General features: G+C 64.6%; 22 protein-coding genes. 1 reads left to right on the plus strand and 21 read right to left on the minus strand.

Going from position 1 to position 20,996, the window contains the following annotated elements:
• Positions 1–31: 31 nt before the first annotated feature.
• The 15 genes from EYF70_RS04490 to fliF all read right to left on the minus strand — a co-directional run bounded on the left by EYF70_RS04490 (position 32) and on the right by fliF (position 14,287).
• A complete protein-coding gene (locus EYF70_RS04490; protein WP_229420700.1) occupies positions 32–682 on the minus strand; it encodes a transposase in 651 nt (216 codons plus the stop codon).
• A gap of 290 nt (positions 683–972) precedes the next feature.
• Positions 973–2,342, minus strand: a protein-coding gene (locus tag EYF70_RS04495) for an IS3 family transposase (protein ID WP_131144256.1) whose coding sequence is annotated in 2 segments (ribosomal slippage) — positions 973–1,871 and positions 1,871–2,342 — 1,371 coding nt in all. Because the reading frame shifts where the segments join, the coding sequence is not laid out codon by codon here.
• 130 nt (positions 2,343–2,472) lie between these two features.
• The gene (gene fliR / locus EYF70_RS04500; RefSeq protein WP_131144333.1) at positions 2,473–3,297 is read right to left on the minus strand and encodes a flagellar biosynthetic protein FliR; all 825 of its coding nucleotides are present in this window, start codon (positions 3,295–3,297) and stop codon (positions 2,473–2,475) included.
• A 28-nt stretch (positions 3,298–3,325) separates the two neighbouring features.
• Positions 3,326–3,595, minus strand: a complete 270-nt coding sequence (fliQ, locus tag EYF70_RS04505; protein WP_131144334.1) for a flagellar biosynthesis protein FliQ — start codon at positions 3,593–3,595, stop codon at positions 3,326–3,328.
• Between the two features lie 21 nt (positions 3,596–3,616).
• Positions 3,617–4,384 (minus strand): flagellar type III secretion system pore protein FliP, encoded by a 768-nt coding sequence (gene fliP / locus EYF70_RS04510; protein WP_131144335.1) that lies wholly within the window; start codon positions 4,382–4,384, stop codon positions 3,617–3,619.
• A complete protein-coding gene (gene fliO, locus EYF70_RS04515; protein WP_131144336.1) occupies positions 4,374–5,012 on the minus strand; it encodes a flagellar biosynthetic protein FliO in 639 nt (212 codons plus the stop codon). The genes fliP and fliO overlap by 11 nt, the downstream gene beginning before the upstream one ends.
• The gene (gene fliN / locus EYF70_RS04520; RefSeq protein WP_131144337.1) at positions 5,009–5,425 is read right to left on the minus strand and encodes a flagellar motor switch protein FliN; all 417 of its coding nucleotides are present in this window, start codon (positions 5,423–5,425) and stop codon (positions 5,009–5,011) included. Before fliN ends, fliO begins: the two co-directional genes overlap by 4 nt.
• Before the next feature lie 113 nt (positions 5,426–5,538).
• Positions 5,539–6,522 (minus strand): flagellar motor switch protein FliM, encoded by a 984-nt coding sequence (fliM, locus tag EYF70_RS04525; RefSeq protein WP_131144338.1) that lies wholly within the window; start codon positions 6,520–6,522, stop codon positions 5,539–5,541.
• Between the two features lie 55 nt (positions 6,523–6,577).
• Positions 6,578–7,099 carry a flagellar basal body-associated protein FliL gene (gene fliL / locus EYF70_RS04530; RefSeq protein WP_131144339.1) on the minus strand — a complete coding sequence of 174 codons (522 nt, stop codon included), beginning with the start codon at positions 7,097–7,099 and terminating at the stop codon, positions 6,578–6,580.
• 170 nt (positions 7,100–7,269) lie between these two features.
• Complete coding sequence (locus EYF70_RS04535; RefSeq protein ID WP_165497573.1) at positions 7,270–8,592, minus strand: flagellar hook-length control protein FliK; 1,323 nt, start codon at positions 8,590–8,592, stop codon at positions 7,270–7,272.
• Between the two features lie 79 nt (positions 8,593–8,671).
• The gene (gene fliJ / locus EYF70_RS04545; protein WP_131144342.1) at positions 8,672–9,112 is read right to left on the minus strand and encodes a flagellar export protein FliJ; all 441 of its coding nucleotides are present in this window, start codon (positions 9,110–9,112) and stop codon (positions 8,672–8,674) included.
• Between the two features lie 34 nt (positions 9,113–9,146).
• Positions 9,147–10,556 carry a flagellar protein export ATPase FliI gene (gene fliI, locus EYF70_RS04550; protein ID WP_131144343.1) on the minus strand — a complete coding sequence of 470 codons (1,410 nt, stop codon included), beginning with the start codon at positions 10,554–10,556 and terminating at the stop codon, positions 9,147–9,149.
• Positions 10,557–11,324 carry a flagellar assembly protein FliH gene (locus EYF70_RS04555; RefSeq protein WP_229420701.1) on the minus strand — a complete coding sequence of 256 codons (768 nt, stop codon included), beginning with the start codon at positions 11,322–11,324 and terminating at the stop codon, positions 10,557–10,559.
• 256 nt (positions 11,325–11,580) lie between these two features.
• Positions 11,581–12,579 (minus strand): flagellar motor switch protein FliG, encoded by a 999-nt coding sequence (gene fliG, locus EYF70_RS04560; protein ID WP_131144344.1) that lies wholly within the window; start codon positions 12,577–12,579, stop codon positions 11,581–11,583.
• Entirely contained in the window at positions 12,572–14,287 is a 1,716-nt protein-coding gene (fliF, locus tag EYF70_RS04565) for a flagellar basal-body MS-ring/collar protein FliF (RefSeq protein ID WP_131144345.1), read from the minus strand. Before fliF ends, fliG begins: the two co-directional genes overlap by 8 nt.
• Positions 14,288–14,544: 257 nt before the next feature.
• Between fliF and fliE the strand changes: the two genes are divergently transcribed.
• Positions 14,545–14,886, plus strand: coding sequence for a flagellar hook-basal body complex protein FliE (gene fliE, locus EYF70_RS04570; protein ID WP_131144346.1), 342 nt, complete (start codon positions 14,545–14,547; stop codon positions 14,884–14,886).
• A 164-nt stretch (positions 14,887–15,050) separates the two neighbouring features.
• Here fliE and EYF70_RS04575 read toward each other — a convergent pair whose 3' ends face one another.
• Genes EYF70_RS04575 through fliD form a run of 6 tightly spaced genes read right to left on the minus strand, consistent with a single transcriptional unit; the run spans position 15,051 to position 20,966 of the window.
• Entirely contained in the window at positions 15,051–15,809 is a 759-nt protein-coding gene (locus EYF70_RS04575; RefSeq protein WP_131144347.1) for a flagellar brake protein, read from the minus strand.
• A complete protein-coding gene (locus EYF70_RS04580) occupies positions 15,809–16,165 on the minus strand; it encodes an EscU/YscU/HrcU family type III secretion system export apparatus switch protein (protein WP_131144348.1) in 357 nt (118 codons plus the stop codon). Before EYF70_RS04580 ends, EYF70_RS04575 begins: the two co-directional genes overlap by 1 nt.
• Entirely contained in the window at positions 16,155–17,456 is a 1,302-nt protein-coding gene (fliK, locus tag EYF70_RS04585) for a flagellar hook-length control protein FliK (protein ID WP_131144349.1), read from the minus strand. Before fliK ends, EYF70_RS04580 begins: the two co-directional genes overlap by 11 nt.
• 44 nt (positions 17,457–17,500) lie before the next feature.
• A complete protein-coding gene (locus EYF70_RS04590; protein WP_229420702.1) occupies positions 17,501–17,833 on the minus strand; it encodes a flagellar protein FliT in 333 nt (110 codons plus the stop codon).
• A 23-nt stretch (positions 17,834–17,856) separates the two neighbouring features.
• The gene (gene fliS, locus EYF70_RS04595; protein ID WP_131144350.1) at positions 17,857–18,297 is read right to left on the minus strand and encodes a flagellar export chaperone FliS; all 441 of its coding nucleotides are present in this window, start codon (positions 18,295–18,297) and stop codon (positions 17,857–17,859) included.
• 26 nt (positions 18,298–18,323) lie between these two features.
• Positions 18,324–20,966 (minus strand): flagellar filament capping protein FliD, encoded by a 2,643-nt coding sequence (fliD, locus tag EYF70_RS04600; RefSeq protein WP_229420703.1) that lies wholly within the window; start codon positions 20,964–20,966, stop codon positions 18,324–18,326.
• Between the last annotated feature and the right edge of the window lie 30 nt (positions 20,967–20,996).

The raw sequence follows: 20,996 nt of genomic DNA on the forward strand, positions 1-20,996 counted from the left end.
ATGTTTGAAAGGTTTCCTTAATCGGAGCCTGTCACTGGTTTTTTTTCTTCGGGCGGCCCGGCCGTCCGGCCATGTGCTCAAGGGGCAGTTCCTCCTGCAAGCCGCTACGAATTTGCGTGAGTTCTGCTTCCGTGAGCTCTGTTGCGAACAGCTTTCGATAGCTTTCCTTGCGTTGCCCTTCGCTGGTGCCCAGTCGTCCATACAGCTCATGCGGGCTCAGGAGTGAGTGGGTGTCGCCGAGCCCGGCATTTTCCCGATAACTCGACCATCGATACTGGTCCTGCCGGACCACTAGGCCGGCACGGACTGGATTGAGTTCGATGTACCGCTGGCATATGAACAGATACCGTTCCGTCGGCACCAGGCACGACCAATAGCGGCCCTCCCATGTGGAGCCGCTTTTCCCCAGGCGTTTGTTGAGATACGAGCTGTACTGCTGGCTCAGCTTGCACATCAGCCTCGACGGTCCGGACACGTCGTCGAACGACGTCAGGATGTGCACGTGATTGGTCATCAACACATAGGCATGGATCGCACAGCCGGCTGTAGTTGCGTGCACGCGCAATTTGTCCAGGTACACCAGATAGTCGGAGAAGCTGTGGAAGCACGGCTGCCGGTTATGGCCGCGTTGAACGATATGAAGCGGAACTCCGGGCAAAACGAGTCGGGCGCGACGGGGCATGGTCATCTCCAATGGATGGGATCGCCAATGGTGATGGCCTGGAGCGGCGGCGCCCCTGTGCCATCGCAAACGCGGCCGTTTCGAGGGGGGGCAGAGGCAACGAAATTCGCACCCGAAACCGTTCCAGAATCGGATCCAGAGAAATCGGAGCCTGTCACGGGTTTTGGAATAGAAATCGGAGCCTGTCACGGGTTTTGGAATCGAAACCGGATCGAAACCCGAGCCTGTCAGCGGTTTCGATCGAAATCGGAGCCTGTGAAGTGACCCCAGGAAGTTGGACGGTTTGTTAGCTATGCTACTTGGAGCTGAGTTCTGTACTGCACAGGACTCAGCCCGTTCAACCTAAGCTTGATGCGCTTGTGATTGTAGTAGCGGATGTACTTCACCAGGCCTTTCTTCAGCTCCTCGATACTGGCAAATTTCTGCAGATGGAAGTACTCAGTCTTGAGTACGGCGAAGAAGCTCTCCATGGCAGCGTTATCGAGGCAATTTCCTTTGCGAGACATGCTCTGCACGACATTTTTATCCTCCAGCGCCTTCCGGTAAGCGGGCTTCCGATAGTGCCATCCCTGGTCTGAGTGAAGGATTGGCTTGTCGTCTTTGCCGAGCTTTCGCAGGGCTTTTTTAACCATGTTGGTAACCAAGCTCAGCACTGGCCGGGTGTTCGTCTCGAAGGCGATGATCTCGCCGTTGCACAGATCCATCACCGGCGAGAGATACAGTTTTTTGCCAGCGACATTGAACTCCGTGACATCAGTTACCCACTTCTCGTGCATGGCCGCAGCTTCAAAATCGCGGTCCAAGAGGTTATCTGCAGCTTCGCCCACTTCGCCTTTGTAAGAACGATACTTCTTCGGCCGCACCAGCGATTTCAAGCCGAGCTCGCTCATCAAACGCTGTACACGTTTGTGGTTAACCTTATGCCCGTCCTTGCGGATCTCAGCGGCCACACGGCGATAGCCATAGCGCCCGTGGTTGCCGTCGAAGACGCCCTGAACACGATTTTTTAAGGCCTCGTCACGATCGCCTAGCTTGGCCACTTGCTGCTGATAGTAGTAAGTGCTGCGCGCCAGGCCTGCTACTTCCAGCAAGCCATCCAAAGGGAAACGCTGCCTCAGTTCAGTGATTACTTTCGCTTTTTGCGCGCTATCGCACGCTGCTGCTTCTCTTCCTGAACCAAGGCATCCAGCTTTTTTAGGTAGGCGTTCTCCATCCGCAAGTAGTTCACTTCTTTGAGAAGCTCTTCAAGGGTCTTGGCCTCTTCATCGAGAGGCGTTTGCGGCGCGGGCGGCTGGGATGTGGGCATTTTCTTCGGTCTCTGGCGCGGTCGGGGACTGAGCGCATCTATACCGCCGCTATGATAGCAGCGCTCCCACTGGCCGATGCTGCCGGTGTGGCGCACGTTGAAAATCACGGCCGTCTCGAAACATGACAACTCATGTTTCCACATGTGCTGCAATATCGACAGCTTGCCCTCAGCGCTGTGCCTATGTTGCTTCTTCTCCAGGCCCCCCACGCCATGAGCGTCGTATAGCCTGACCCACAAATAGACCAGGCTAGGATCCACGCCCATCTCGTTGCCCAGACGAACGCATCCTAACGGGCCGGCCCGATATCGATCGACCACCTCTTGCTTGAACTGCACACTGTATTTCGCCATGAAAAACCCCAAAAGTTGGTGTCCAACTTTTAGGGTTCAGTTCACTGTCACCGGTTTTGAAATCGAAAGCGATCGAAATCGGAGCCTGTCACCGGTTTTTAAGTCGGAGCCTGTCACCGGTTTTGTGCGGTCACCGGTTTTGCGGCGGCGGTCGGGCGGGGAACTGGCCCTGGCCCTGCAGGGCGCGCGGGATCATCTGGGCTTTTTCGGCGCCCTGGCCCAGCAGGTTGACGAGCGGGGTGGCGAGGTAGGGCAGGGCGATCATCAGCACGATGAAGCCGACGCCCAGGGTGATCGGGAAGCCGATGCCGAACAGGTTCAGCTGGGGGGCTGCGCGGGTCAGCACGCCGAGGGCGACGTTGGCGATCAGCAGCGCGGCCACGATGGGCAGCGACAGCTGTACGCCGGCGGAGAAGATCTTCGCGCCCCACAGCGCCAGGTCCCAGAAGCCGCCGCCGTGGAACATGCGGCCGGAGATGGGCAGGGTGAAGAAGCTTTCGGCCAGCGCTTCGAGCAGCCACAGGTGCACGTTCGCGACCAGCAGCGTCAGCGTGGCGATCCATGTGAGGAACTGGGAAATGGCCGACGAGCGGCCCTGCGACATGGGGTCGAAGAAGCTGGCGAAGCCCAAGCCCATCGTCAGGCTGCTGATCTCGCCGGCCATCTCCACGGCGGCAAACACGAGCCGCATCGCAAAGCCCATCATGACGCCGGTGATCAATTCCTTCGCCAGGATCAGCAAACCCTCCCACGACGCGGGGTCGGTGGCAGGCACGGCCGGCACCAGCGGCGCAATGGCGATCGCCACCACGACACCGAAGCCGAGCCGGGTGCTGCGCGGCACGCGCGCGTTGCCGAACACGGGGGACGCGGCGATCAGGCCGAGCACCCGCGTCAGCGGCCAGATGAAGCCGGCGATCCAGGTGTTGATCTCGGCAAGCGTCAGCGCCAGCATGGGGAGGGATGTTAGAGCGGAAAAGGCGTCAGCTGACCATGCCGGGAATGCCGCCCAGGATCTCGCGCATGTAGTCGGTCATCACGCTGATCATCCACGGCCCGGCCACCACCAGCGCGACGAACACGCCGACCAGTTTCGGGATGAACGACAGCGTGGATTCGTTGATCTGCGTGGCGGCCTGGAAGATCGACACGATCAGGCCGATGCCGAGGGCGACCAGCAGCAGCGGCGCGGCGACCATCAGCGTGATTTCCATCGCGTGGCGGCCCATCGTCATCACGGTTTCCGGGGTCATATTGGCTATCCTGTAAAAGCGCTAATAAAAACTCTGGGACAGTGAACCCAGCAGCAACTGCCAGCCATCGACCAGCACGAACAGCATCAGCTTGAACGGCAGCGAGATCACCGCCGGCGACATCATCATCATCCCCATCGACATCAGCACGGAAGCCACCACCATGTCGATGATGAGGAAGGGAATGAAGATCGCGAAGCCGATCTGGAAGGCCGTCTTCAGCTCGCTGGTGATAAAGGCCGGCACGAGGATGCGCATCGGCACGTCCTCCGGCCCCTGCAGCGCCGGGCTGCGCGAGATCTTCACGAACAGCGCCAGGTCGGCCTGGCGGGTCTGCTTGAGCATGAAGGTTTTCAAGGGCGCCGCGCCCCGCTCGATGGCTTGCTGCATGGTGATCTGGTTGGCCTGCAGGGGCTGGTAAGCCTCGGTATAGATGCGGTCGAACGTGGGACCCATCACGAAGAACGTCAGGAACAGCGCCAGCCCGACCATCACCTGGTTCGGCGGCGCCGTTTGCGTGCCCATGGCCTGGCGCAGCAGCGACAGCACGATCACGATCCGCGTAAAGCCCGTCATCATCAGCAGCACGGCCGGCAGGAACGTCAGCGCCGTCATCAGGATCAGCGTCTGCAGCGTCAGCCCGTACTGGGTGCCGCCGCCGGCCGCCGGCGTGCTGGTGAAGGCGGGGATCGTGGGTTCGGCGACCGCCAGCAAAGGAAGGAAGAGAGGCAGCGCCAGGGCCGCCTGGCGCAGCGCGCGAACGCGCCGGTGGAGCGGCTTACTTGCCATTGCGCTTTTCAATCGTTTGCTTGAACCATTCCGAGAAATTGGTCGCCGGCAGCGCCTGCTGGCGCGCCAGGTCGGCCGGGCCGCCGGCACCGCCTTCCTGCCGCGGCATCGTGGCCAGCGCATTCATGCGCCCGGGCGAAGCACCGACGACGATCCACTGGTCGCCGACCTCGACGACGAGAATCCGCTCGCGTGCGCCGACCGACAGCGCGCCGACCAGCTTCACCGTGCTGCCGCCAGTGACATTGCGCGGCCCGAAGCGCTTCAGCGCCCAGGCCAGCCCGACCAGGATGGCCAGCACGAATGCCAGCGCGACGACCGTCTGCAGCAGGCTGCCCGCCGCGGACGGCGGCGTGGGCAGGGGTTCCGGCGGCGCGGTGCGGGCACCCGCCAGCGCGGCCTGCTGTTCCGGCGTGGCGACGGGAGGCGCCACCGGGCCCGGCGCCGGCGCCTGCTCGGGCGACACGACGGTGGCCGGCTCGCCCGCCTTCACGGGAGCGACGGTGCGGTCGGTGGGATTGGTGATGACAGGCGCAGGCGCAGTGGCGGTGGCCGGCGCCTGGGCGGACGCGATGCCGCCAGCCAGGACACCGCCGGCCAGCAGCGTGGAAAGCAGGGCACGCTTCATTTATTCAGTTTTCGGATGCGTTCGGAAGGTGTAATGATGTCGGTCAGGCGGATGCCGAACTTGTCGTTCACCACCACCACCTCGCCTTGCGCGATCAGGCAGCCGTTCACCAGCACATCCATCGGTTCGCCCGCCAGGCCGTCCAGCTCGACCACCGAACCCTGCGCCAGTTGCAGCAGGTTCTTGATGGCGATCTTCGTGCGGCCCAGTTCCACCGTCAGCTGGACGGGGATGTCGAGGATGAAGTCGATGTCGTTGTGGGTTTCCGTGCGCGTCGCCGTCTTGGAAAAGTCCTTGAACACGGCAGCGGTGGCCGCTTCCTTCTGCAGCGCTTCCGCTTCCGCCTTGGCCTGTTCGGCAATCGCCGCGCCCCAATCGTCGTCGAGGCTTTGATCGTCCTGGTTGTCCGCCATGATGTTCTCCTAAAACTCCGGGCTGGTGGTACCAGCCAACTTCACATCGGCCGTGGATGCCGGAGGCGCCCACTGGCTCGTTTGCCCGCTTGTTTGCGCAAGCCCTTGCACAATCACTTGCTTAAATTGTCGCTGTTGGCCAGCAGCCTCTCCACCTTCAGCGCGTATTGTCCATTCAGTACGCCATAGGTGCAATCGAGCACCGGCACGCCATCCACCGTGGCCTCGATCGTTTCCGGAATGTTCAGCGGAATCACGTCGCCCACGCGCATGTTGAGGATCTCGTCGAAGCTTACCTTGGCGGTGCCGAGCCGCGCCACCAGTTCCACTTCGGCGATCTGGATCTGCTGCGTCATCAGGCGGATCCAGCGCTTGTCCACTTCCAGCGCCTCGCCCTGCAGCGACGAGGTCAGCGCATCGCGGATGGGCTCGATCATCGAATACGGCATGCAGAAGTGGATCTGGCCCGACACCGAACCCAGTTCGACCGTGAAGGTCGAGGCCACCACCACTTCGTTCGGCGTCGCGATGTTGGCGAACTGGGTATTCATCTCCGAGCGGATGTACTCGAACTCGACCGGGAACACCGGTTCCCATGACTTGGTGTAGGCCTCGAACACGATATCGAGGATGCGCAGGATGATGCGCTGCTCGGTGGCGGTGAAATCGCGGCCTTCCACGCGGGTGTGGAAGCGGCCGTCGCCGCCGAACAGGTTATCGACCAGCAGGAAGACCAGGCCCGGGTCGAACACCATCAGCGCCGTGCCGCGCAGCGGCTTCATGTGCACCAGGTTGAGGTTGGTCGGCACCACCAGATTGCGGATGAACTCGCTGTATTTCGACACCCGCACCGAGCCCACCGACACTTCCGCGCTGCGGCGCAGGAAGTTGAACAGGCCGACGCGCAACAGGCGCGCGAAGCGCTCGTTGATGATCTCGAGCGTCGGCATGCGGCCGCGCACGATGCGTTCCTGGGTCGCCAGGTTGTAGGTGCGGACACCCGCGACTTCTTCCGGCGCCGCAACGTCGTCCTGGTCGCCGTTGACGCCCTTCAGCAGGGCATCGACTTCTTCCTGGGAGAGAAAATTATCCGCCATGACTCTTCTGGATGCTGGTTGGACGCTGGTGTTGTCGGATAGCGATGCTGGATAGCTATTGAATAATGAACGAGGTAAACAGTACTTCCGCGACTTCCTGCTCGTCGCCGCGCTCCTGGAACGGCTCGTTGACCTGCTCCAGGATTTCCTTGGCCAGCTGGGTCTTGCCTTCCGGCGTATTGATTTCCGATGCCTTCTTCGACGACAGCAGCAACAGGATGCGGCTGCGCACCTTGGGCATGTTGTTCTTGATGACGTCGGACTGCTCGGCGTCCGGCACCTGCAGCGTGAACGCCAGTTGCAGGTACTGTTCGCCTTCTTCCGGATTCAGGTTGACGGTGAACGGCTCGACCGGCACATACACGGGCGGTCCTTCGTCCTGTTTCTTCTTTTTCTTCTTCGGCTTGGTCGTTTCTTCCTCGTGTTCGGCCTCCGCGGCGTCGCCTCCCTTCATCAGGAAGAATGCCGCCGCACCGCCGCCGCCCAGCACGAGCACCAGCACGGCAATGAGGATGATGACCAGTTTCTTGCTGCCGCCACCGGCGGGCGCGGCGTCTGCCTTTGGGTCAGCTTTCATGTATTTGCTTTACTTTCAACAGTGCTCTTGCTATTGCAATTCGATACGTATCGCCATTATGGCATTATCGGCCGAGGCGGCGCGTCGGGATACGCGGAACAGCGGGTCGAAGACCCGCCAGCTCTGCCGTATGGGAATGGCCGGAAGGATGCGGGCGCCGTGCGCCGCGTTCAGGCGAAGGTGTCGACGGCGCCCAGGATGGTGCGGCGGATGACCGGCTGGGCGTCTTCCTGGGATCCGGCGGCGTCGCCGTTGCCATGGCGGCCGCCACCCGCGCCGCCGGAACCGCCGCGCGCCTGTTCGGCGAATGCCTGCTGCTGTTCCTGCGTGCCGGCGGAGACCGATGCGTCACCCAGCGAGATGCCCGCTTCGCTCATCATTTCGCGCAGTTTCGGCAAGGCGTTTTCAATCGCCTGCCGGGTTTCCGGCTGGTGCGCCGTGAAGGTGGCCGTGGCCGAATCGTTCGACACGCTCAGCACGACCTGCAGCGGACCGAGGTCGGGCGGATTCAGGGTCAGCGATGCGCTCTGGTCGCCGCCCGCCACCATCCACACCACTTTCTGGCCCAGTTGCTGTTCCCAGGCGGAAGAGCCCACGCGTGCCTGCAACTGGTTGGCGGCCACGGCATTGGCGGCCTGCACGGTCGCGGCCATTGCTTGCGCGGCCGGGTTTGCCATCGGCTGCGCCGCGGGCGCGGCGTCGGCCTTGCTTGCCGCCTCGTGCGCGGCCAGTTTCGCGGCGAACTCCTGCACCTTCTGGTCGGCCTTCGCTTCCAGGCCGGCGCCCGCCTTGAGCAGCCGGTCGGCGCCGGCCTGTTCCATCAACGTATCGTGCAGGGTAGGGGCGCCATCCTTGCCCGGCGTATCGGCCGGCTTGTCGGACGGCACGTCCAGTCCCGCCGGCGGTTCCTTGCCGGCCAGCGCACCCTTCTCGAACAGCAGGGATTTGTCGGCCACCATGGACTTGCTGGCCAGGTCCGGCCGGAGCATTTCGATACCGGCCGGGAGCGCCGGGAGCCCGGTGCCGGCGGCGGCATCGGCCTCGCCGCCTTCGGGAACCGGCTCCGGCCTGGCAGTCAGCTGGCTGTAGGCTGCCAGCATGGCCAGCATGCCGGCAGCCGGATCCGCCACGGGAGTCGTGTCGGCTTGCTCGCTTTCACCGGATGGCCGTGCCGCGGCCGTTGCCGGCGTGGCATCGGCGGGAGGTGCTTCACCGGCACTGGCGGCGCTGTCCGCCTCGCCCGACTGGTTTGCATCCTGCGCGTTCTGGGTATTTTGCGCAGCCTGGGCCTGCTGCGCCGGCTTTGCCCCCTGGGCATTTCTCACCGGCGCCTTCTGGGGCTGTGCCGGGGCTGGCTGTTCAGGCGCCGCGCAGACGGGCGTACGATCGGTCTCGATCGCCAGCACGCTCTTGAAGTCGCCATTCGGCAGCGGCGCGCTCTTCGGCGGCCGCAGCGTGCTGGTGGACTGGTTCTGGATGGACTGGGTCTGCATGAAGCGCCTCGGGTGAAAGCTCGGTTTTAAGCCTGGTTTTAAGCCTGGTTTTAAGCTTGGTTGCAAGCTCGGTTGAAAACTATCGGCGGAAGAACGCCTGGCGCGACGCATGCTCGTCCATCGCCTTCTGGTCGCGCTTGGCTTCCAGCTTTTGCTGCTTGGTTTCCTCGCGGTCGCGCAGCGTCGAGTACGACACCCGCTTGCGTTCGGCCGCCTGCCACGTGGCCTTTTCCAGCTCGCCGCGCCGGCGCGTATGCTTCAGCACTTCTTCCTGGCCGTGGATGGCGCTGTCGAGCTTTTCCATGAACGCCTGGAAGTTACGGTAAGCCATCGGCGTGATGCCGGCCTGCTGGGACGCCTGGAACTTGCGGCTGTATTCGTCGCGATAGCCGATCAGCATGTTCAGCTTCTCTTCCGCATCGTTGACGGCCTTCAGCGCCGCGCCGAGGCGCTTGGCCGCCTCGTCCGTCTCGGTGCGGGCCATGTCGATCAGGGTTTCAAGTTGGGATGTCGAGGCCATGATGGGAAATTATACGGAGCGCCGGCGGCATCAATCAGTCGAACAGCGTGGCCAATTGCTCCAAGCTCTCGGCCATGTCCACGCGTTCGGTGATTTTTTGTTGCAGGAAATGCTCGATCCGGTCGTGCAGCTTGATGGCTTCGTCGATCTTCGGGTCGGTGCCGGGCGTGTAGGCGCCCACGGCGATCAGGTCGCGGCTGCGCTCGTAGACCGAGAACAGCTGCTTCAGGCGGCGCGCCTTGTTCTGGTGATCGTGCGACGTGATCGAGTGCATGGCCCGGCTGATCGATTGTTCGATGTCGATGGCGGGGTAGTGGCCCGCCTCGGCCAGGCGGCGGTTCAGCACGATGTGGCCATCGAGGATCGCGCGCGCCGAGTCGGCGATCGGATCCTGCTGGTCGTCGCCCTCGGTCAGCACGGTGTAGAAGGCGGTGATCGAACCGCCGCCCACTTCGCCATTGCCGGCCCGCTCGACGAGCACCGGCAGCTTGGCGAACACCGACGGTGGATAACCCTTGGTGGCCGGCGGTTCGCCGATCGCCAGGGCGATCTCGCGCTGCGCCATCGCATAGCGTGTCAGCGAATCCATGATCAGCAGCACGTCCTGCCCCTTGTCGCGGAAGTGCTCGGCGATGGCGGTCGAATAGGCCGCGCCCTGCATGCGCATCAGTGGTGGCGTGTCGGCCGGCGCCGCCACCACGACAGAGCGCGCCAGGCCTTCCTCGCCCAGGATGTGCTCGATGAATTCCTTGACCTCGCGGCCCCGTTCGCCGATGAGGCCGACGACGATGACGTCCGCCTCCGTGTAGCGCGCCATCATCCCCAGCAGCACCGACTTGCCGACACCGGAGCCGGCAAACAGCCCCATCCGCTGGCCACGGCCGACCGTCAGCATGCCGTTGATGCAGCGTACGCCCACGTTCAGCGTCTCGACGATCGGTGCCCGGCCCAGCGGGTTGGCGGGGCGCACGTTGATGGGCGCCGAATCGCTGGTCTGGATCGGCCCCAGGCCGTCGAGCGGGCGGCCGGCCGCGTCGACCACGCGGCCCAGCAGTTCCGGACCCACCGGCAATTGCCGGGCCCGGTCGCTGGTACGGCGGCGCGGGTGCGTGACGGAACCGGGCTTGGGGATCGACGGCTCGATCGGGAACACGCGCGTGCCGGGCACGATGCCTTCCACGTCGCTTTGCGGCATCAGGAACAGCCGGTCGCCCTCGAAGCCGACCACTTCGGCCTCGACCTTGCCGCCGGCCGGCAGGGGTACCGTGCAGGCGGCCCCGACGGCCAGCCGCAAGCCGACCGCCTCCATGACGAGACCGGCCACCCGCGTGACGCGGCCCGACACTTGCATCGGCTCCACAAAGTCGAGCAGCGTGCTGCAATCGTTCAGGTACGAACGCCAGCGGTTGGCATGCTGCTCGGGGCCTTGGACGGACGTGTCCATTTAATCGCGCTCCAGCCAGTCGAGGTTCTTGCCCACGGCGTGCGCCAGCCGCGCCCAGCGCGCCTGCACCTGGGCATCGATCTGGTTGCTCGGCGTATCGATGCGGCAGCCGCCCCGTTCGATCGTCGGATCGTCGCTGATGATCCAGCCGCCCTTGTCCAGTTCTTCGCCGATGGCGCCGCGGATGATCGCCGCGTCGTCGGGGTGGAGGAACAGCACGGCGGGCTTCTGCATGGTGGGCAGGTAGGCGATCGCATCCTGCACGATGGGGATGATCAGTTCCGGCTTGGCCGGCAGCGCCTGCTTGAGCATATTGCGCGCCAGGTGCAGCGCGAGATCCAGCACATCGTTGGCGATCAGCTGGTCGGCACCGCGCAGCGCCTCAGCGAAATTGCCGGCCAGGTCGGACAATGGCGCCAGCGCCGCCTTCAGCGCCTCTTCGCCTTCGCGGATGGCTTCATCCTCGCCGGCGCGGTGGCCCTGCGCGTAGCCATCCTGGTAACCCTGCTGGCGCGCTTCCTCGCGGATCGCTTCCAGTTCTTCCTCGCTCGGCCCGATCGTGGGCGGCGGCGCGTTCAGCTCGCGCTCGTACTCGGCCTGGCGCGCCGCGGCCTCGGCCGCCTGCTGCACCGCCATCTGCTCGGCGCGCGCGCGCGCCTCGGCTTCTTCGCGCTCGCGCTGCGCGAGCGTGCTGGGCCGCAAGTCGCCGAACGACTTCAGTTCCCAGCGCTGGAATGCGGGTTGCGCATCTTTTGGAAAATTCGCCAAGCGTTACCTCTTCTTTGAAACAAGCCTCACGGCACATACCCGGCCAGACCTCGGTCTGACGCTAATGCCGTCAAGTAAGCGTTACGTGACACATTGAAAGCGCGTGCACTCACCCCAACGGCGAAGGGCTGGGGTCAGACCCGCCGGGTCTGACCCCGGAATTTGCCCTTGGGGTCGGCTTAACTTAACGGCATTACGGTCTGACCCCGGCTTCCGCCGTTGGGATGAAAGCAAGCGTCTCTGGACTGTATGCAACTCAAATAAACGAATCCTCGCCTTTGCCGCCCAGGACGATCTGCCCTTCGTCCGACAGCCGCCGCACGATCTGCAGGATGCCCTTCTGCTGCGTTTCCACTTCCGACAGCCGCACCGGCCCCTTCGATTCCAGGTCTTCGCGCATCATCTCGCTGGCGCGCGCCGACATGTTCTTGAAGATCTTCTCGCGCAATTCCTGCGAGGCGCCCTTCAGCGCGATGATCAGCATTTCCGACTGCACCTCGCGCAGCAGCAGCTGGATGCCGCGGTCGTCGATGTCGATCAGGTTGTCGAACACGAACATCTCGTCCATGATCTTCTGCGCCATGTCGTTGTCGTAGTTCTTGATGTTCTCCATGACGGAGTTTTCCTGCTCGCCGCTCATGAAGTTCAGGATCTCGGCCGCGGTGCGCACGCCGCCCAGCGTGGATTTCTTGATGTTCTCGTTACCCGAGAGCAGCTTGGTCAGCACGTCGTTCAGCTCGCGCAGGGCGGCTGGCTGCACGCCGTCCAGCGTGGCGATCCGCAGTACCGCGTCATTGCGCAGGCGGTCTGTAAAGTGTCCCAGAATTTCGCAAGCCTGGTCGCGCTCCAGGTGCACCAGGATGGTGGCGATGATCTGCGGGTGCTCGTTACGGATCAGTTCGGCCACGGATTGGGAATCCATCCACTTCAGGCTTTCGATGCCGGACGCATCCTTGCCGCCCAGGATGCGCGACAGCAGTACCGAGGCCTTGTCGTCGCCCAGCGCCTTGGTCAGCACCTGGCGGATGTACTCGTCCGAATCGAGGCCGACGGTGGAGGCAGCGGCCACTTCGTCGCGGAAGCCGTCCAGCACGTCGACCACCTGCTCGTGCGGCACGTTCTTCATCGTCGCCATGGCCGCGCCCAGCTTGAGCACTTCGCGCGGGCCGAGGAATTTCATCACTTCCGCGGCTTCGGCTTCACCCATTGCCAGCATCAGGATCGCTGCCTTTTGCAGTCCGGTATTTTCAGTCATTGTTGCCTATCCATGCCTTGATGACGTTGGCGACGATCCGCGGATCCTCGTTGGCCAGTTTCTTCGCCAGCGCCAGGTTGTCGCGGTATGTCCGCGCGGTGTTTTCTTCCAGTGCGGCCAGTTCCTGCGCGCGGATTTCCTCTTCCGTCGGGCCGGCGGGTTCTTCGACGATCTCTTCTTCCGGCTCCGGCTCGGGGGCATTGATTTCGTCGATCTTCTTGAAGACCGGCCGCATCATCGGGCGCACCACGCGCAGCAGGATGTACAGCAGGATCAGCGCGACGATGGCGAACTTGGCGATTTCCGCCGCCAGCGGCAGGTTGGCCGGATCGCGCCACCAGTCGAGCACCGGATCGGCCGGCTTGTCGATGCCGTCGAACGGCACGTTGGCCACGCTGACGGAATCGCCGCGGTCCTGGTTGAAGCCCATCGCTTCGCGCACCAGGCTGTTGATCTTGGCCATTTCCTCGGCGCTCAGCGGACGCACCGTCACCTTGCCGTCCGGGCCGACGATGCGGCGGTAGTTGACCACCACGCCCACCGTCATCCGCTTCAGGCCGGCGATGGCTTTCTGCTCGTAGCGCACGGTCTTGTCGACCTCGTAGTTGGTGGTCGATTCCTTGTGGCCGGGCAGGGTGCCGGGCGCGCCGCCGGGTACCGTGCCGGGTGGCGGCGCCTCGCCGGGCGGCGTGGTCGCCAGCGGCGCGGTCGCCACGCCGGGCGGCTGGTTCGACAGGGCGCCGGGCACGCCGTTCGGATTGGCATTCTGGTTGCCCGTGGTCTCGCTGCTCTGCTGGCTGCGGATCGCCGACGGCGCCGGCGCCGAGTTCGGCTTGTACGACTCGGCCGCCTGCTCGACGGCGGAAAAGTCCACGTCGGCCACCGCTTCGGCGCGCACGTTCTGGTCGCCGACGATCGGTTTCACGATGTTCTCGACCTGCTTGATGATCTGGTTCTGCAGTTCCTGCACGTATTTCAGCTGGGTCGCATCCAGGCTCTTGATGGCCGTGTTGCTGTCCTTGTTCTGGTTCGACAGCAGGTTGCCCTGCTGGTCGACGACCGTCACGTTGGCCGGCGCCAGGTCCGGCACGCTGGAAGCGACCAGGTGCACGATGGCGCTGACCTGGCCCGGATCGATCGAGCGGTTCGGATGCAGCGTCAGCACCACCGAGGCGGTCGGGTGCTGCTGCTCGCGCACGAATACGGAGGGCTTCGGCATCGCCAGGTGCACGCGTGCCGCCTGGACGCTGCCCAGCGATTCCACCGACTTGGCCAGCTCGCCCTCCAGCGCGCGCTGGTAATTGACCTGCTCGAGGAATTGCGAGATGCCCAGCTTCTGGTTTTCCATCAGCTCGAAGCCCACGTTGCCGCCTTTCGGCAAGCCCTGGGAGGCCAGGCGCAGGCGCGTGGCCGCCACTTGCTCTTCCGGGATCAGGATCGCATTGCCGCCTTCGCTGAATTTGTAAGGCACCTGCATCTGGTCCAGCGCGGCCGTGATGGCGCCGCCGTCGCGGTCCGAGTAATTGGCGAACAGCACACGGTATTCCGGCTGGCTTTGCCACATCCACACCATCGCGATCACCGCCAGCACGGCGGCCACGGCGGCGCCGCGGATGATGTTCTTGCCCATCGGCGTCTTGTAGAACGGCGGACGCGCATCGCCGGCGGCGTTGGCGTCGAGATCGAGTTGTTCGGCGGCTGCGGCCATGGATGGATTCCGGGAATGTTGAGGTGGGGGCCTGATCCGCATTATCGTGGCGTCCCGCGCGTTTCCATCCTCGGAACAGAAGCCGGTTTCCCGGCCTGCTTCGGTGCCGCCGCTGGTGTGCCGGCTGATATTCTGCGAGGGTAGAAAAAGGGGCTGGCGCATTGCCGGTGCCCGACGCATATTGTAGCGCGACAATCTCTGCCCCGTCGGGATTTGTTCCGCTACAGCAACAGCCAAAGCAACGAGCGGAGTCCACCATGCGCACAGGCGGTATCGACAGCAGCCAGATCCAGTCCATGATCGCCCAGCTGAAGGCGGCGGCAACGCGCCCGGAGGCGGCGGTGCCGGCCGTCCAGACCGAACAGCCGGCGACCCGGGTCGATTTTTCCAACGCCCTGAAAGGTGCGCTCGATTCCGTGGCCGAAAGCCAGAACAAGGCGCAGGACATGTCGAAGCGGTTCCAGCTGGGGGACGACTCGGTGAACCTGTCCGATGTGATGATCCAGATGCAGAAAGCCAGCATCAACTTCCAGGCCACCGTGCAGGTGCGGAACAAGCTGGTGCAGGCTTATACGGACATCATGAACATGCAGGTGTGATAGCGCCGAGAAGAGGCGAACCGTTACTTGCGATAAATGTTTCCTGAAAAATGGGGACGTACCCCATTTTTCGAGCAACTTTTATCCCACCCCAAGTGCAAATTCCGGGGTCAGACCCGGCGGGTCTGACCCCAGCCGTTCGTCCTTGGGGTTGCTGCAGACGATCAGCCCAGCCCGGCGATCCGCGCGTTGCGTTCCCGTTCCAGCTTGGTGATGTAGCGCTGCACGGCGGCGGCGGCGCCGCGGCCCATGTCGATGAACTGGCAGCCGAGGCGGCGGTTGGGGTTGTTGTTCAGCAGCGTGATGTCGTGGCTGTTGCGGATCTGCAGGCCGGTGGTGATATTGCCCAGGTCCGGCAATTCGATGCGGCATTCCGCGTAATCGCGCCCCATGGTGTCGCCCAGCACGAAGCGGTTGTCGAGAATGGCGATGCCGCCGACACTGATGTCGGCCAGCGGGAAGACCGCCACGCCGCCGCCCAGCTCGGGCGGCATCGGGATCGTCACGCGCACCGGGTTGGTCAGCGGTGTCGCCATCCGGTAGTACTCGCGCCGCTGCAGCCGGATCAGGCTGGCGGGAACGGCCATCTTCAGCGCCGGCTTGCCGTCATGCAGCGATGCCTGCAATTGTTCGGTGCCGAAAAAAATGCGGATCTTGTCGAGCGATGTTTCAAAGGAGACATCGCCGGAGAGCAGGGCGCGCTCGTAATCCGGGTCCAGCGGCCGGTCGATCAGCACCGTGCCGGCATCGCCGTCGACATCGAGGATCGATGTGGTGTACACGGCGCCGCCGTCGCGTGCGGCCACGCGTACTTCCTGTTTCTTGTCGGAGATTGCGCGCAGCAGCGCAATGATTTCACGGCGCGATCCTACCTCGAAATCGTGCCAGTTTTCGGTATCCGTGTCCGGAATGAAGGGTTGCATCAGGGTTCGCCAGAGGTAGATGTGGAAGGGGGGAGGGCAGCTTCGGTATCGGGGGCGGGCGGTGGCGCCGTGCCGGATTTTTTTGCTGCCTCGATATGATAAAGCCAGGCCAATAGTTCCGCAATGACACGGTAGAGCGTGGGCGGAATCTGCCGGTCGAGATCGATGTCCATCAGCAGCGACACCAGTTCCTTCGACTCGTGCACGTAGACCCCCGCTTCGGCCGCCACGGCGATGATCTGCTCGGCCACCAGCCCGCGCCCCTTGGCCACCACTTTCGGCGCCCCCGAACCGTCGCGGTAGGCGAGGGCGACCGCGCTCTGGAATGGGCGCTTGGGGCCGTCGTCACGGCGCATCGGTGTTTCCTTCCGCCGCTGGCGCGGCATCCGCTTCATTTCCCGGGCTGGCGGCCGGGTCGGCGCCCGTGTCCGCGCCGGCAGCGCGTTCCGCCGCGATCGACAGCGACGACAAGGGCGCGCCGGTCGCGGCAAGCGCCTCCTGCAGCATGCCGGACCAGGCGCGCAGGTCGGTGGCCGTGTCGGCGGTGCCGGACTGCAGTGTCACGTGCACCTGGTCGCCGACCAGCGTGACGCTGGCCGCCACCTTGCCCAGCAGCGGCAACGAAAAGCGCACGCCGCTGCGCCATACCGGCTGCCCGTCGGCCGGGTCTTCCTCCTGGCGGCCGCCGCGGGAACGGCCTTCGCCGCTTTCGCGTTCCACTTCCCATTGCATCGGCTGGCCCGGCCATGCCTCGCCATGCCACTGCACCTTGCCCTGTTCCTGCGCGTGCAATTGCAGGTTGATCATCTGCGCGGCGGAGAGGTCGGGCCCGCCCATCGCGCGCGCCACCGCTTCGGAAGTCGCCTGTTGCGCCGTCATGCGCTGCATCTGCGGTTCGCGCGCCAGGTCCTGCAGGCTGCGCTTGCCCTCGGCCCATTCGGCCACGTGCGATTCATAGAACAGGCCGGAGTCGCCCAGCGCGTTCTTCAGGGCCACTTCCACGCGCTCGGGATCGGGCGCGCCGGCCGCGGCGAGCGGGCCCTTGCCATGGATTGTCACCAGCGCGCCGGGCGGGGTGTAGGCCTGCGTCAGCGCGCTGGCGATCGCACGCGCGGCGGGGCTCAGCGTGGCCTGGGCGGTGGTATGGTCGAGGGTCGGCAGCTGGTCGGCGGCGATCAGCGGCGCCTTGTTCAGCAATACCGCGGCCGAGCTCATCGGGCGGGCTTGCGTGCCGCTTGCGGCACCGGAGGCAGGTTGCTGGGCGCCGGACAGGGAAGTCGCGGTGGCGGGAAGGGAAGTAGCGGTGGCGGGCTGGGATGGCGTGGCGGCGGGCGGCGTGTACACCGTGGCGGGCTGGGGCGGCGCGGTGCCGACCTGCAGCAGCGGCCGGGGCTGCGCGGCCACCACGTTCAGCGCGATCTGGGCGCCGACCGGCGTGCCGCCGGGCAGCATCATGCGGGCGTTGGTACCGGCCACGCGCACCAGGTAGCTGCCGTCGGGGATTTTCGCCAGCACTTCGGCGGCCAGGGTCTTGCCCACCATCGGCGCCAGCGTGCGCTGGAACGCGGCCTGCCGGGGATCGGCGACCGTCGGGCCGCCACCGGGTACCAGGGGCCGCAGCCCGGCAGAATCGAGCCGCGTCTGCACTGCTTGTGTTCTCCCGTTACCGGTCAGTCAGGGCGTGCGGCGGCCTAGACGCCGCCGTAGGCGTTGACCAGGCGCCGCTCGGTGCCGGTGCTGTTGATGAGCCGCGACAGCTGCGCCATCCATGGCGTGATCAGGTCGCGCACCTTGCGGTCGTCGTCCAGCATCTGCTTGATCAGCGAAGCCTTGCGGGCGCGCTCTTCGCCTTCCAGCCGCACCATGCCCTCGTTGACCTTGAGCACGGCCACGTGCGCATTCATGCGCTGTTCCAGCTCTTGCAGGTGTTCCCAGTCGGAAGCATTGGCGGCCGCCACCATCTGGCTGGTCAGTTCGCCCATCGCCGCATACACGCACAGCACGTCGTGATTGGTCATCGTCATCGTTCGGTTATCCCGGAAACTGGTCATTGCTTGCGGTTGGCCACGGGGGCGCCGCCGGCTTGCGCGGCGCCGCCATCCTCGCCGATCTGCTTCCACGTCTCGCGCAGGTCGGTCAGCAGGCCGCGCACCTCGTCCAGGATCTCGACCTGGTTCTGCAGGTTGGCGGTGAGCAGGCGCGCGCTCATGTATTCATACAGCGCATCCAGGTTCTTCGCGATCTCGCCGCCCACTTCCTTGTCCAGGCTGGCGCGCAGGCCATTGTCGATGATCTGGATCGCGTGCGAGATGGCCTTGCCTTTCGCTTCGATATTGCCGGACTTCATATGGTTGGTGGCATTGATCAAGGCGACCACGGCGCCGTCGTACAGCATCGTGATCAGCTTGTGCGGCGAGGCTGCCGCGATGCCGGTTTCCAGGCCGACCTTGGCGTAGGCATTGACGCCGCGTTGCGGGCTTCCGAACATGATGTTCTCCTTGTTCCTTGTTGCTCTTAGCTGTTGGCGGCCAGGGCCGACAACTGCTGGGTCAGGTAGTTGGACGTCGTCTGCATATTCGCCAGCATGACGTCCAGCGCGGCATATTGCTTGCGATAGCGGGCTTCGATGCCGGCCAGCTTGTCGGTGAAGGCGTCGCTCTGCTTCTGGACGCTCTTGATCGACTGGTTGATGCCGTCCGTGCGGCTGGTGATCTGGCCGGTCTTGCTCAGCATCGAGGTGGCCAGGTTGTTCATCTGGTAGGCGTAGCCTTGCGAGAAACTCACGGTGCCGCGGGGGCCGATGTTGCCGCCCGTGATCTCGATCTTCAAGCCTTCGACATCCGTGCCGGCCTGGCCCGTCATGGTTTGCCCGGAACCGGTCACGGGGCGGCCGCCCAGCGTGCCGGCGACGTCCAGGCCGGCCACCGCGGTGCTGCCGCCGAACAGGCTGTCGGTGGTGGTGCCGCTGCTGGAGTTCAGGGCGATGTTCGATACCGAGCCGTATTTCGACGAGGACACGACGAGCATGCCGTCCGCGTCGACCGATGCCGTGACCGAGTTGCCCGCGGTGGAAAACGCCGACGTGCCGTTGATCGACGACTGCACCACTTTCGCCAGGTCAGCCGGGGAATACGTGCCGGCCGGAATGGTGACCATGGCCGTGTTCTTGCTGTTGCTGGGCGTGCTGTCGTTCAGGGTGACCGCCCACGTGGTATTGGCCGCGATGGTGGTGGTGGGCGGCAGCGCCGTGCCGCTCGTCAGCGCACCCTGGGTGGCCAGCTGCGTGATTTCCAGGTCGTACGTGCCGGGCTTGGTGGCGGCGCTGGAACTGGTGAACGAAACCTGGTTGTCGGTGGTCTTGCCGACCGCGCCGAACAGCGTGCCGATGTCGGCGAAATTGCTGTCGATCGCCTTCTGGAACTTGGACGAATCCAGTGCCAGCGTGCCATCCTTGGTGAAGCCGATGCCCACGTCGCTCAGGTTGCTGAACGCGCCGGAAATGCCGGTGATGTTGGACGTGAGCATACGGCGCATCTGCGACTGGACCGACTGGGCGGTGGAGTCGCCTTGCAGCACGCCCGCCGACTTGGTGTCGGGGTTGTAGCCCGTGAGCTTCTTCAGCGTGCCCGCCAGGTCGTTGTAGGCCTTCACGAAGGCTTCGACGTTGGTCTTCACCTGCGTGGTGTTGCGGCTCACCGCCAGCGTGCTGGAACCGGTCTGCGCCACCGTCAGGTTGACGCCCTGGATCGCCTCGCCGACGTTGTTGGACTTGCTGGTGACGGCGATGCCGTTCACCGTCAGCTTGGCGTCCTGCGCGGCCGAAGTCTGCGCCATTTTCTGATCGCCCGCCGGATCGTAGCTCAGCAGGTTGGCCAGCGCGGCATCGGGCGGATCGGTATCCGTCCCGGACAGCGTGATCTTCATCGACGAGTTGGCACCGGTGGCGTTCGACGTGAACACCAGGTGGTAAGGCGTGCTGCTGCCATCGGACACGATGGTGGCGGTCACGCCCAGGCCGGCCTTGTTGACGGCGTCGCGGATGCCTTCCAGCGAGTTGTTGGTCGAGTCGATCGTCACCGTGCCGGATGCCACGTTGGCGTCCTGCGAGAAGCCGCCGCCCAGGTAGGTACCGGCGGTGCCGGCCGTCAGCCCGGCGGCGGCGGGGTTGCTGCCGCCGACCGTGATCGGGCTGGCGTCGCTGGAGCTCAGCGAAACGCTGCTGGAAGCGGTCACGCTGGAGCCGGCGTTCACATCCACGTCCGTCTTGCCGATGCCGCCCGTGGCGTCGCCCGTCACCACTTCCTCGATGGCGAGGTTGGCGCCGTCGGCGCGGGTGAAGGTCAGGTCGCCGTTCGCGGCGCTGCCGGTGAAGGTGATGCCGGCGTTCGTCAGCGCCGTCAGCGCGGTGCTCGGCCCGGCCAGCGTCGCGTCGAGCGATGCCGCCGTGAGGCCGCTCTCGTTCTCGCCCAGTGCGGCAAGCTCGATGCCGCCGACCTTCAGCGCATAGGTGCCGGTCGTGGTGGCCACGTCGCCGAAGCCGGCGAACAGCGTGCCGTCCGTCGAGGCCGGCGTCGCCGTGGCGGTCACGCCGGTCGTCGTGCTCTTCGCGTTGATGGCTTCGGCCAGCGCGCGGGCGCTCGTGGTGGTGCTGTCGGTGGCGATCGCGGTGCCGTTGATCGTCAGCGAGCCGTTGCTGATCCCGTTCATGGCGACACTGCCGGCCAGCGCGGTGCCGGCCTGGCCATAGTTGCCGCTGACGGTGCCGAACTGGAACGACAGCGTGGTCTTGGCGCCCAGCCCGATCGCCGACTTGTTGCTGGCGATGCCCGGCGTGGTCAGGGTCTGGGCCTGGGCCAGTTGCGTGACATTGACCTTGTAGTTGCCGGCCACGGCCTTCGACGTTGCCGAGGCGGTCAGCACATCGGCATTGCTCGGCGTGGCGCTCAGCGCGTTGAAGTCGGAAGCCTTGGTCAGGGAACCGAGCGAGGACTGGAACACGCCGATGGCGCCGGACAGCGAACCATAGGCGGACAGCGACGCCTGGTAGGACGCCTGCTTTTGCTGGAACTTGGCCAGCGGCTGCTGTTCGACAGCCATCAGCTGGGAAACGATGCTGCTGACGTCTAGTACGCCGCCGGATGCGGTGATAGTTGCCACGGCTGTGCTCCTGAGAAAGCGATAATGTAT

Origin of the sequence: Pseudoduganella albidiflava (genome assembly GCF_004322755.1) — a bacterium.
GTDB lineage: Bacteria > Pseudomonadota > Gammaproteobacteria > Burkholderiales > Burkholderiaceae_D > Rugamonas > Rugamonas albidiflava.